Source organism: Gilliamella sp. Pas-s95 (assembly GCF_009795795.1).
In the GTDB taxonomy this organism is placed as follows: Bacteria; Pseudomonadota; Gammaproteobacteria; order Enterobacterales; family Orbaceae; genus Gilliamella; species Gilliamella bombicola.
Window position 1 is genome coordinate 19,594 of sequence record NZ_WTFC01000032.1, and the last position, 11,662, is coordinate 31,255.

At 36.2% G+C, this 11,662-nt stretch carries 9 protein-coding genes; 3 read left to right on the top strand and 6 right to left on the bottom strand.

Annotation, left to right across the window (positions count from 1 at the left end; all coding sequences use genetic code 11):
* Positions 1-74 precede the first annotated feature (74 nt).
* From recG to pmbA, 5 genes are all read right to left on the bottom strand, one after another.
* Positions 75-2,168 (bottom strand): ATP-dependent DNA helicase RecG, encoded by a 2,094-nt coding sequence (gene recG / locus GQ598_RS08915; protein WP_160403799.1) that lies wholly within the window; start codon positions 2,166-2,168, stop codon positions 75-77.
* A gap of 5 nt (positions 2,169-2,173) precedes the next feature.
* Positions 2,174-4,282: a bifunctional GTP diphosphokinase/guanosine-3',5'-bis pyrophosphate 3'-pyrophosphohydrolase gene (spoT, locus tag GQ598_RS08920; protein ID WP_160403801.1), complete on the bottom strand. Its 2,109-nt coding sequence runs from the start codon at positions 4,280-4,282 to the stop codon at positions 2,174-2,176.
* Positions 4,283-4,305: 23 nt separating this feature from the next.
* Positions 4,306-4,596, bottom strand: coding sequence for a DNA-directed RNA polymerase subunit omega (rpoZ, locus tag GQ598_RS08925; RefSeq protein ID WP_091345929.1), 291 nt, complete (start codon positions 4,594-4,596; stop codon positions 4,306-4,308).
* 159 nt (positions 4,597-4,755) lie between these two features.
* Positions 4,756-6,498, bottom strand: coding sequence for a SulP family inorganic anion transporter (locus GQ598_RS08930; RefSeq protein WP_202112736.1), 1,743 nt, complete (start codon positions 6,496-6,498; stop codon positions 4,756-4,758).
* 8 nt (positions 6,499-6,506) lie between these two features.
* Entirely contained in the window at positions 6,507-7,859 is a 1,353-nt protein-coding gene (gene pmbA / locus GQ598_RS08935) for a metalloprotease PmbA (protein ID WP_160403803.1), read from the bottom strand.
* Between the two features lie 77 nt (positions 7,860-7,936).
* Between pmbA and yjgA the strand changes: the two genes are divergently transcribed.
* From yjgA to GQ598_RS08950, 3 genes are all read left to right on the top strand, one after another.
* On the top strand, positions 7,937-8,473 hold the full coding sequence (yjgA, locus tag GQ598_RS08940) for a ribosome biogenesis factor YjgA (RefSeq protein WP_160403805.1): 537 nt from the start codon (positions 7,937-7,939) through the stop codon (positions 8,471-8,473).
* Between the two features lie 65 nt (positions 8,474-8,538).
* Positions 8,539-9,069: an inorganic diphosphatase gene (ppa, locus tag GQ598_RS08945; RefSeq protein ID WP_065561528.1), complete on the top strand. Its 531-nt coding sequence runs from the start codon at positions 8,539-8,541 to the stop codon at positions 9,067-9,069.
* Between the two features lie 498 nt (positions 9,070-9,567).
* Positions 9,568-9,777, top strand: a complete 210-nt coding sequence (locus tag GQ598_RS08950; RefSeq protein WP_025315032.1) for a cold shock domain-containing protein — start codon at positions 9,568-9,570, stop codon at positions 9,775-9,777.
* 139 nt (positions 9,778-9,916) lie between these two features.
* On the opposite strand, the gene gapA is transcribed toward GQ598_RS08950, so the two are convergent.
* Entirely contained in the window at positions 9,917-10,915 is a 999-nt protein-coding gene (gene gapA, locus GQ598_RS08955) for a glyceraldehyde-3-phosphate dehydrogenase (RefSeq protein ID WP_160403807.1), read from the bottom strand.
* Between the last annotated feature and the right edge of the window lie 747 nt (positions 10,916-11,662).

An 11,662-nucleotide genomic window follows, 5' to 3' on the forward strand; every position in this document is an offset into this window, starting at 1 on the left:
ATTAACTGTTTTATTGCAATGGGTTGGATTGATAGCAATTTAAAAAATATCATTTCAAATCAACCTATCTAAATTTACGCATTAATATATTTTTCACGATTTGGTAACCAGCAATCAACTAATTGCACTGCGCTTTGTGGGTAGTTTTTTTGGATATCATAAGAGGCTTGCTGTACTTCGCTAATCAAATGCTGGTCGCGAATCAGATCAACCACTTTAAAATTAGCCATTCCCATTTGCCGTGTTCCCAAAATTTCACCACCACCTCGAAGTTCAAGATCTTTTTGAGCAATAATAAAACCATCATTACTTTCACGCATTACCTTCATGCGTGCTTGGGCAATTTTGCTTAAAGGCGCTTGATACATCAACACACAATGAGACACCGCCGAACCACGTCCGACTCGTCCACGCAACTGATGCAATTGGGCTAAACCTAATCGTTCTGCATTTTCGATAATCATTAAACTAGCGTTAGGTACATCAACACCGACCTCAATGACCGTTGTGGCAACAAGCAATTGAATTTTTCCGGCTTTAAAGTCTTGCATGACGGATTGTTTTAAATCAGATTTCATTTTGCCATGTACTAACGCAATGTTTAAATGAGGTAAACGCACTTGTAATTCAGCAACCAGCATTTCAGCCGCTTGCGCATCAAGCGTTTCAGACTCTTCAACCAAAGTACATACCCAATATACTTGGCGATTATCTAAACAAGCCTGATTTACACGTTCAATGATCTCATCACGGCGAGTATTAGGTATAACAACTGTGGCAATGGGCGTTCGTCCCGGTGGTAGTTCATCAATAACTGAAACATCGAGATCGGCATAAACTGTCATGGCTAATGTTCTGGGAATAGGCGTTGCGGTCATAATTAATTGATGTGGATAAAGATGATCTTTAATGCCTTTTTCCCAAAGACTTAAGCGCTGATTAACACCAAAACGATGCTGTTCATCAATAATAACCAAACCTAATGAATTAAATTGCACTTTATCGACAAACACTGCATGAGTTCCAATTAACATGGTAATTTCACCATTTAAAATACGCTCATAACGCTGTCGCTTATTTTTGGCTGTTAAACTCCCTGATAACCAATCAACAGAAATACCTAGTGGATCAAACCATTGTTTAAAATTGTGATAATGCTGTTCTGCTAATATTTCAGTCGGCGCCATTAAGACCACTTGGTTACCGTTTTCAATCGCATTTAATGCCGCTAATGCAGCAACTAACGTTTTGCCAGAGCCCACATCACCTTGAACTAATCGCATCATCGGCACAGGTTTGGTCATATCTTGATAAATATCTTGCACAACTCGTTGTTGAGCACGAGTTGGGGTAAAGGGCAATGATGATAAAAACGGCTTAATCAAGCGTTGATTTGGAAAAAATTGATGCGATTGCTGGTTTTGGTTATGTTTTTTTATCATCAACATACTCAAATGGTACGCAATCAATTCTTCAAAGATAAATCGTTTAATCGCAGGGTGTTCGCCCGATTCTAACTGCGCAATTTGGGTATCAATCGGTGGGTTATGAATAGTATTTAAACAATCTAATGCTGACAAAAAATGACAAGCTAGTTGTGGTGGTAAAATTTCGTCTGGAGGATTATTTTTCAAAAACAATAATGCCGTCATAATCGATCGTCGAATCACTGTTTGAGATAATCCATAGGTGGTTGAATAAATAGGCGTATATTTTTCTTGATCATCATTTAAGGTGGTGCTTTTATCATCTCGATTAGTTTTAAGTTTAAATTGAGGATGAATAATTTCAAGGTGGTTTTTTCCGCGTTTTATTTCACCATAAGCACTAATCCATTTTCCTTTGATTAACGAAGCTTTCATGCCCGCAGTAGAATGCATAAATCGTAATAAAGCAATGCCTGAATGGTCTTGAATATAGCAAACGAGCATTTGCCGACGGCTAAATGTCACTTCGCTTTTGACAATCACACCTTCAATTGTCGTAAATTCACCGATAACGGCATCACCAATAGCACAAGACGAAGTGCGATCTTCATAACGCAAAGGAAAATGCAATAGCAGATCTTTGGCGGTATAAATACCTAATGTATTGAATTTTTTTTCTAAACTTGCACCAATACCCATTAATTTTATTAACGGCAAATGGTCTAGAAAACGATTTATCATAATGACTAATTTATATTTCGTATAACACTTACTACATCAGGTTGAAGTGATATTTTACGAATTAATTCATTAAGTTGTTGAGTATTTTTTACTTCTATCTGTAAGATAACAGTATAAATTTGCCTATCTTTTTCTTCAGTATTTAGCCATTGCAAATGAGTATTGTCATCATTAATAATCGAAAGAATATGAGCTAAAGAGCCTTGCGTATTTAAAATATCGACCCAAATTTCAGCAACAAAGCGTTGAGAAATATCTGGTGCCCATTTGAGCGAGATGTATTTTTCTGGGTTATTTTGATAACCAGTAATATTGCGACAAGATTCATGATGCACTGTCAGTCCCTTTTCAGGACTAACATGTCCAACAATAGGATCATTGGGAATAGGATGACAACACTTAGAAAATGTTACCAAAACGCCTTCACTACCAGTGATAACAAGTGTTTTATTTTGCTCTGATTTACTTTGTAACAGCGATTTATGTTCTAAACCTTTAGCAATAAAATGACTCATAATATTGCCTAGTCCTATTTCGGCTAAGACGTCATCAAAAGTGGGTAATTGTGCTAATTCAACCACTCTAGCTTTTTGACTTGATGATAACCCACTAATACCGCCAGATTTAACTAACGAAAGATTAAGTAAACGCCGACCTAATTCAACGGCATCTTCACGCTTAAGTGTTTTAAGCGCATGACGAATACGCAATTTTGCTTTAGCACTCACTACAAAATTCAGCCAATTGGCATTAGGTCGACCTTCTGGTGAGGTAATAATTTCAACCGTCTGCCCACTACTTAATGGTTGTGATAGTGGATAAGGTTTACGATCAACAATCGCGCCAATACATTGGTAACCGATATCCGAATGAACCGCATAAGCAAGATCAACCGCAGTCGCCCCTTCAGGTAACTGAACAATACGGCCTTTAGGAGTAAAAACGTAAATCTCTTTAGGAAATAAGTCTGATTTTACGTTTTCGATAAATTCAAAAGAGTTCCCTACACTTTGTTGTAGTTCTAGCAGGCTTTGCATCCAACGCTGTGCTTTAATTTGCGTTGTAGTATTGTTTAATTCGTCAGTTTCGTTATATACCCAATGCGCAGCAACGCCCATTTCGGCCATTTGATCCATATCTTCGGTACGAATTTGCACTTCAACTGGCGTTCCGTGTGGACCAATTAACGATGAATGTAACGACTGGTAACCATTCGCTTTAGGAATCGCTATATAGTCTTTAAAACGATTAAGCCGTGGTTTATATAAATTATGTACCAACCCAAGTGCACGATAACAAGCATCGACATCTTTAACCACAATTCTAAAAGTGTAAATATCCATAATGGAATGAAACTGCTGCTCGCGCAGTTTCATCTTTTGATAAATCACATAAATATTTTTTTCAATACCTGTCACTTTTGCATCAATATGTGAGTCGTGTAATCGCTGTTTTATTTCAGACAAAATCTGTTGAATAAGCTCTTTTCGGGTATTACGCGCTGTTTTAATCACTTTTTCAATCACTTTAGCGCGATTGGGATGCATTGCTGTAAAGCCCAAAATCTCAAGTTCAGTTTTAATATGATGAATACCTAAACGATGAGCCAAAGGAGCATAAATTTCGAGAGTTTCTTTAGCAATGCGACGGCGTTTGTCAGGCCTTAAAGCCTCCAACGTGCGCATATTATGAGTACGATCGGCAAGTTTAATTAAAATAACGCGCACATCTTCGGTCATAGCTAGCACCATTTTTCGAAAATTTTCGGCTTGTGCCTCTTGTCTGTTACGGAATTTTAATTTATCAAGTTTAGAGACACCTTCTACTAAAACGGCGACATGATTACCAAATTTGTTTGTAATATCTTGAAAGGTGACCGGAGTATCTTCAATAGTGTCATGTAAAAGTGCGGCAATAATGGTTTCATAATCAAGCCGCATTTCAGCTAAATTTGTTGCCACTGCAACAGGGTGAGTGATATAAGGTTCACCACTACATCGGAATTGCCCTTCATGAGCATTTTTAGCAAAAAGATAAGCATCTTGTATCAATTCGACTTGTTTAGGAGGAAGATAAGATGCTACAAGCTCTTTTAAGCTATCAAAATATTGCATAAGCAATTCCTGTCAAGCTAAGCTTATTCGTACGATGGTGTATTTTCGAGAAGAATCGACTCATGAAGCGTTGCACGGACTTCTGCTTCCTCATCTTGGCGTGCTTGGAAATCGGCAACATCAAGAATTTGCTTATTAACAAGACCTTCTTCAATTTCACGCAAAGCAACAACCGTTTCTTTGTCGTTTTCTTCCGGAACCAGTGGTGATTTATTTTCAACTTGTAGTTGACGAGCGCGTCTTGCTGCTACAATAACGAGATCAAAGCGATTACCAATTTTTTCTACTGCATCTTGAACAGTTACACGTGCCATTTTTACCTCTAAAATTGTTTACTAAAATGCTTCATTTGAAAGATCTAGTATTCTACTTAAATTTGTAGGGTATTGTCTATATTAATATTGGCTGATCTATCGAAAACAAGGGATATTTAAATAAATAAAAAAAACAAATTTCTCATATTTAATCATCCATTATGATAACTGATCATATTCATCGTCAATCTTATTATCCATATGCTCCTTACTTTGAATCAATCTAACCGCAAAATAAAGATCATAAGCGAACTCAACATATTCCTCATCAAGCCTAATATTCATTTTTTTAAACCAGTTTTTGAGCGTTTTACGTCGACCAGATAAAATTAGAATAATGTTTCTTACTTTTAAAGACTTCACCAATTCATCAATTCCCGACAGCACACTAACATCTTTATAAGTAAAACAAGGAATTGCATCAACAATCACATAGTGTATAGGCTCTTGAGCTTCGTCAACATAACTAATAATTCTTCGTTTAAAATACGCAATATTAAAATACGTCAATGGAGAATTAAATCTATAAATCATCGTATTAGTGAGCGGCTTTACATCTTGACTTATTGAATGAATTCGACCACTTTCATCAACGCCTAGCAATTGATCGTTTGGCCTAAATACACGACGTAAAAACAAAAATAGCCCTAATAACACGGCTAACGCCATACCCGGAATAATACCGATAACTAGTACTGATACAAGTGTTGTCAAACTTAAATAAAACGCATCCCGATCAAATTTAAAAAAGCTGATAATTGTTTGAAAATTGATTAACGAAATTGAAGAATAAATTAAAATCACCCCTAACACGCAAGTTGGAATAAATTGTAAAGGTGAAAGAAAAAACAATACAACTATACCAATTAACATTGCGGCAATAATCGAAACGAGCTGAGTTTTACCCCCATTGGCATCATTCACAGCGGTTCTTGATGAAGTACCACTAACAACAAAACCTTGTGATAACCCGGCTACAATATTGGCGATACCCAATGCTTTAAATTCAACATCAGCATTAGTTTCATAGTTATTTTTAGAGGCAAAACTGCGTACGGTTATCATCATGCTCACAAAGCAGATGATGGCAATATTAAGTGAAGGGACAACTAAATCACGCATTAAACCTTTATCAAAATCAAGCCATGATTCGGCAGGAATAAAATCACTGCTCACATTACCAATAATCCGAATATTAAAATGATCAAAATTAAACAGCCATGAAAAAAACGTCATCACAATAACGGCTAACAGCGGCGCTGGATATTGAGGCTTTAAACGCTTTAAAACAATTAAAATTAATAACGTAAAAAATGAAACCAGTGCAGTACCTATATGGATTTGTAGTATTTTAAAGGGGAAATACACAATTCGCTCAATCAAATAAGAATAATCATAACTAAAGCCTAATGTTTTGGCTAACTGATCAACCATAATGGTGATTGAAATACCATTTAGTAAACCAATTAAAATAGGCTGACTAAGCAAGTCAGCCAAGGCTCCTAGATGCAACTTTCCTGCGATGATACACCAAATACCGATCATGATTGTTAAGATCACAACTAATTGCCAACGCAATATTGGATCATTTGCCGCTAACGGTAATACAACAGCCGCAACCACAGCACAAGTAGCCGTATCAGGCCCTACAATCAGTTGCTTAGAAGAACCAAAAAGCGCATACACAATTAAAGGTAAAATGGTCGAATATAGTCCAGCTATAGCTCCAACGCCAGTCAATTCAGCATAAGCAATTGACACGGGTAATGAAACAGCGGCAACCGATAGACCAGCCTTAATGTCAAAACCCAAATACTCGCGTTTATACTGTAATAAACTGCTTAACCCCGGCATCCATGAAGTTATTTTTTGAAAAAAAGCACTGTGAAAAAATCTACCCATACTGATCCTTATTTTCCTGCTATGCTCATATTATCAATCAAAATTGAGCCACATTGGATGTTTGTTCTTGTTTCAACATCATTACCGATTGCCACAATGTTCTTATAGATATCCTTAAGATTACCAGCAATGGTAATTTCGTTAACTGGATATTGAATTTGACCATTTTCAACCCAAAAACCAGTAGCTCCACGCGAATAATCGCCGGTCACACTATTAACACCTTGCCCCATTAAAGAAGTTATAACAACACCTTTATCCAATTTTTTAAGCATATCATCAAAACCCGCATTGGTTTGGCTTGGTGATACAAACCAATTATGAATTCCACCTGCATGCCCAGTCGAGGTTAAACCCAATTTACGCGCCGAATAGTTACCTAACAAATAAGTTTGCAACACACCTTGCTCAACAATATTACGTTGAACTGTTTTAATACCTTCACTATCAAAAGGTGATGACCCAACACCTTTTAGTATATGAGGATCTTCATAAATGGTTAACCAGTTAGGAAAAATAGTTTGCCCAACACTGTTTAATAAAAACGAGGATTTACGATAAATTGCCCCACCACTTATAGCGCCCACTAAATGCCTAATCAGCCCAACGGCAACTTCCGCACTAAATAGCACTGGCGCTTGCATGGTTGGGAGTTGCTTAGCGCCTAAATGTGAAATCGCTCTATCGGCCGCCTGCTTACCAACCCAATTTGCTGATTTTAATTCACTAAAATCGCGTGATGAAGTATAAGCATAATTACTTTCCATCTGCCCTGCTTGTTCAGCAATGACAGAACATGAAAGAGAATGTGAACTTGCGCAGTAACCTTGTAACATCCCTAAACTATTACCATACACATAAACACCATAGCGACTACTAAAATAACCACCATCAGTATTAATTAATTTTGAATGATTGAGCGCGGTTAATTCAGCTTGTTTGGCCTGCTCAATAGCATTATCGACATTCAAATCACTTGGGTAAAATAAATCTAAATCAGGTGGATTAAATGCCATTTGGCTTGCATCTCCCAAACCGGAGCAAGGATCGGGCGAGGTATATTGCATAATATTAATTGCCATATCCACCGTTTGCAAAATTGCCTGTTCGGATAAGTCATTGGTTGACGCACTGCCTTTACTTTGATTTTGATAAACAGTTATAGATAGCGCACCATCACTATTAAACTCAACATTTTCAGTTTCGCCAAGACGCGTGCTTACACTAATACCCGTTGATTGATTAATTGACACCTCAACAGCATCAACACGTGATTTTGCTTGATTAATAGCATTAGCGACAATTGCTGATAAATGTTCTTTTTGGTTTAAGGCTTCTTTTTTATTCTGTTCAATGCTCATTTTATTATTTTCTACAATTCTGCTAGTGATACGTTATAATAAGCCAGAATTGAATATTAGTTAACAAAAGAAATAATATGAATCACAATCAAGAGACAAATCTAGAACCCAATTTTGCTATTGACAATGAAGACGAAGAAATCATTTACGTTAGCAAAAGTGAAATCAAACGCGATGCCGAAGCCCTTAAAAAATTAGGTATTGAACTTGTCAATTTAAGTAAAAACGAACTAGAAAAAATCCCTCTAGATGAAGATCTTATTTATGCCATTGAACTTGCGCAGAAAATAAAAAAAGAAGGATATCGCCGACAAATTCAATACATTGGCAAACTGCTACGTAGCCGTGATATTGAACCTATCAGCCAAGCGCTTGATAAACTAAAAAATCGCCACAATCAGCAAATTGCCCTATTTCACAAACTCGAAAAGCTACGCGATGACCTGATCACAACTGGCGATGCTGAAACCATTATGGACTTATACCCAACAGCCGATCGCCAGCAACTGCGCACCTTAGCGCGTTTAGCTAAAAAAGAGCAAGAAACCAATAAACCCGTAAAATCGGCAAGGCAAATTTTTCAATATTTAAAAGAATTGAGCGATATAGAATAATCTTTATAATGTACCGCTTATTATTAATAACAAACACTATATAAATTTAGATAGAGGATACAAAAATGGGACTTTTAAATGTACCAGCAGGTAAAGAATTACCAGATGATATTTACGTTGTGATTGAAATTCCAGCTAACGCAGATCCAATAAAATATGAAGTCGATAAAGACACCGGTGCTGTATTTGTTGACCGTTTTATGGCAACAGCAATGTTTTATCCATGCAACTACGGTTATATTAATCACACATTATCATTAGATGGCGATCCAGTTGATGTATTAGTCCCAACACCATACCCATTACAACCGGGCTCTGTTATCCGCTGCCGTCCTGTTGGTGTATTAAAAATGACTGACGAAGCTGGCCAAGATGCAAAACTAGTTGCAGTGCCTCATAGCAAACTATCAAAAGAATATGATCACATTAAAGATGTTGATGATTTACCTGAATTACTTAAATCACAAATCAAACACTTTTTCGAACAATACAAAGCATTAGAAAAAGGTAAATGGGTTAAAGTTGACGGTTGGGACAATGCTGAAGCAGCCCGCAAAGAAATTATTGAGTCATTTGAACGAGCAAAAAATAAATAAAATTAAGTAATAAAAAACTCCAACAAAGCCATAAATACCATTTATGGCTTTTATTTTATATAGGGGCTATTGATTTTCCATTATCAATGGTACAAATAAGTTATATCGGAGCGGTGCGTATGATATGGCGAAAAATGTAAAGAAAATTATGATTAATACAAAAAATCAACAACCTCTAATATATTGACTTTCGAAATAATTTAAAAGATTCAATTACCCAGCAATTTACTTTTTATCAATTAATAAGTGACTGTCTAAAAATTTAAGAAAAACTGTATTCTAAGTAAAAAAAATTGTTATTAACATCTTGCTTTCGATTATAAATTATGCGGTAATAGCAATGGGCAAACAACATGGTAAAAAATTACGGAAACGATTCACCTTAATTGATGTAACCTTGAGTACACGATTATGGTTTTGAGCTACATAATTAATACAATGTTAATACCCATACGAGCCGAAAGGCTAATTATTAATTATTGTTAGGATGTCTAGTAAATGAATAAGAAAACAGGCCAAGTGAAATGGTTTAATGAAAGTAAAGGTTTTGGTTTTATTACCCCTGCTGATGGAAGCAAAGATGTATTCGTTCATTTTTCTGCTATTTCAGGTGACGGTTTCAAAACCTTAGCTGAAGGGCAACAAGTTGAATTCGCTATCCAAGATAGCCCTCGCGGACCAGCCGCTGCTGAAGTTGTTGTTATCTAATAATCGAAGCTTAAAAAATTCATTTTCATACAGCAAAACGCCCATTCGCAAATGGGCGTTTTTTATATTCTAAAATTACCTAACTTAATGCATAAAAAAAGCGACCCTAAGGCCGCCTTTAAACAAAGCTAAATGTTAATTATTTCTTAGAAATAACCGCAATTAAGTCTAGAACTTTGTTTGAATAACCCACTTCGTTATCATACCAAGAAACAAGTTTAACAAAGTTATCGCTTAATTGGATACCTGCTTTAGCATCAAATACAGATGTGCAAACTTCACCTAAGAAATCAGTAGAAACAACATCATCTTCTGTATAACCAAGAACGCCTTTCATTGGACCTTCAGCAGCGGCTTTGATTGCTTTACAGATATCTTCGTATTTAGCAGGTTTAGCTAAACGAGCTGTTAAGTCAACTACAGAAACGTCTGGAGTAGGAACACGGAAAGCCATACCTGTTAATTTACCATTTAATTCAGGGATAACTTTACCTACTGCTTTAGCAGCACCAGTTGATGAAGGGATGATGTTTTGAGCAGCACCACGACCACCACGCCAATCTTTATGAGATGGACCATCAACAGTTTTTTGAGTTGCAGTAGTTGCGTGAACAGTAGTCATTAACGCTTCAACGATACCAAAGTTGTCGTTGATAACTTTAGCTAATGGCGCTAAACAGTTAGTAGTACATGATGCGTTAGAAACGATATCTTGACCTGCATAATCTTTATCATTCACACCGATAACAAACATTGGCGTGCTATCTTTTGAAGGACCAGTTAAAACAACTTTTTTAGCGCCAGCTTGGATGTGTTTACGCGCAGTTTCGTCAGTTAAGAATAAACCAGTTGCTTCTGCAACAACATCAACACCGACTTCGTTCCATTTTAAGTTTGCAGGATCGCGTTCAGCAGTAACACGGATTGTTTTACCGTTAACAACCAATTTACCGTCTTTAACTTCAACTGTACCGTCAAAACGACCGTGAGTTGAATCATATTTAAGCATATAAGCCATATATTCAACATCTAATAAATCGTTGATTGCAACAATTTCAATGTCTGAACGTTTTTGAGCAGCACGGAAAACAATACGGCCAATACGGCCAAATCCATTAATACCTACTTTGATTGTCATAACAATTACCTTCTTTTTTTGAGTTTTTAATGTAAAAATCCTTTCGTGTAAACTATCAAATTTTATAGGTTTATTCAAGAAGATTCCTAATAATTAAACACGAATTGATTAAATAGATTAGACCAAGTGTAGATAAGATAAATTATCGCAAATAAAATCATCGTGTTATTTAAAATAACGGCCCAGTATGATAAGACATACTATAGTTAAACATTATTGTAAAAAGTTTATATGCGCGATAGATTCAACTGGATAAAAAGCGGGCTGAAACATTTTCTTTAAATATCTATTAAAACAGCAATAAACTATATTATATACTAATAACTCAGCTTAGTTGTTAGCGCATTTTGATGCTGGAGCAAGACAAATAAAATAAATCATCGTTTTTTTTGGTGATTTAAGCGTTCTGATTGGGTGTTTTTTTGTTAAAAAATAGACAAAAAACATGAATAAAATCAATACCTTTTCTAACCGATTTTTAATGGAAAATTGGATTTTTTAAGAATTAAAAGCGATTATTGGTTTGGTTGTTTGGGACTTATGTTGTTGTAGTAATTAACCACGACAACACAAGCCCAGTTTTACTGGTCCGCCCCAACTACGCGGAGGGCTGTTCTTTGTTAGATTATCCTATACCTGCACTATAACCACCCCCGCGGCCCAAGGATTAAGAACTAAGATATAAAAACTAAGGTGTGGTGCAAACAGCCCAATAACTGTAGCTAGCAAGGAAGTAGCTGACGTGAC

Coding starts and splice junctions, on each gene's coding strand:
- recG (WP_160403799.1), bottom strand. CDS start 2,168: ATGATAAATCGTTTTCTAGACCATTTGCCGTTAATAAAATTAATGGGT.
- spoT (WP_160403801.1), bottom strand. CDS start 4,282: ATGCAATATTTTGATAGCTTAAAAGAGCTTGTAGCATCTTATCTTCCT.
- rpoZ (WP_091345929.1), bottom strand. CDS start 4,596: ATGGCACGTGTAACTGTTCAAGATGCAGTAGAAAAAATTGGTAATCGC.
- GQ598_RS08930 (WP_202112736.1), bottom strand. CDS start 6,498: ATGGGTAGATTTTTTCACAGTGCTTTTTTTCAAAAAATAACTTCATGG.
- pmbA (WP_160403803.1), bottom strand. CDS start 7,859: ATGAGCATTGAACAGAATAAAAAAGAAGCCTTAAACCAAAAAGAACAT.
- yjgA (WP_160403805.1), top strand. CDS start 7,937: ATGAATCACAATCAAGAGACAAATCTAGAACCCAATTTTGCTATTGAC.
- ppa (WP_065561528.1), top strand. CDS start 8,539: ATGGGACTTTTAAATGTACCAGCAGGTAAAGAATTACCAGATGATATT.
- GQ598_RS08950 (WP_025315032.1), top strand. CDS start 9,568: ATGAATAAGAAAACAGGCCAAGTGAAATGGTTTAATGAAAGTAAAGGT.
- gapA (WP_160403807.1), bottom strand. CDS start 10,915: ATGACAATCAAAGTAGGTATTAATGGATTTGGCCGTATTGGCCGTATT.